This is a genomic window from Kluyvera sp. EC_51 (assembly GCF_019584505.1).
Classification (GTDB): domain Bacteria; phylum Pseudomonadota; class Gammaproteobacteria; order Enterobacterales; family Enterobacteriaceae; genus Kluyvera; species Kluyvera sichuanensis.
In genome coordinates, this window is sequence record NZ_VDAG01000045.1 from 1 (window position 1) to 437 (window position 437).

1 protein-coding gene is annotated in these 437 nt (G+C 50.3%); it reads left to right on the top strand.

Annotation, left to right across the window (positions count from 1 at the left end):
• Positions 1-437 (top strand): inner membrane protein YpjD (locus FHC49_RS11360; RefSeq protein ID WP_220439807.1); only part of this gene is annotated, 437 nt, incomplete at both ends.

The window sequence follows — 437 nt, forward strand, 5'->3', positions numbered from 1 at the left end:
GTGATAGCGGACAAAACCTCAGCCTGCTGAACGTTGGTTCATTGGTCAGTTTGATGATCTGTACGGTAATGACCATTGTGGCTTCTCGCAATCGTGGCTGGTTGCTGCTACCCATTGTCTATGCCTTTGCGCTTATCAACCTGGCGCTGGCAACCTTCATGCCCAATGAATACATCACCCATCTGGAAGCTACGCCTGGGATGCTGGTGCACATTGGCTTATCGCTCTTGTCCTATGCCACGCTAATTATCGCCGCCCTGTACGCGCTGCAACTGGCGTGGATTGATTACCAACTGAAGAACAAGAAGCTGGCGTTTAACCAGGAAATGCCGCCATTGATGAGTATCGAGCGTAAAATGTTCCACATCACGCAGATTGGCGTGGTGCTGCTAACGCTCACGCTTTGCACTGGCCTGTTCTACATGCACAACTTATTT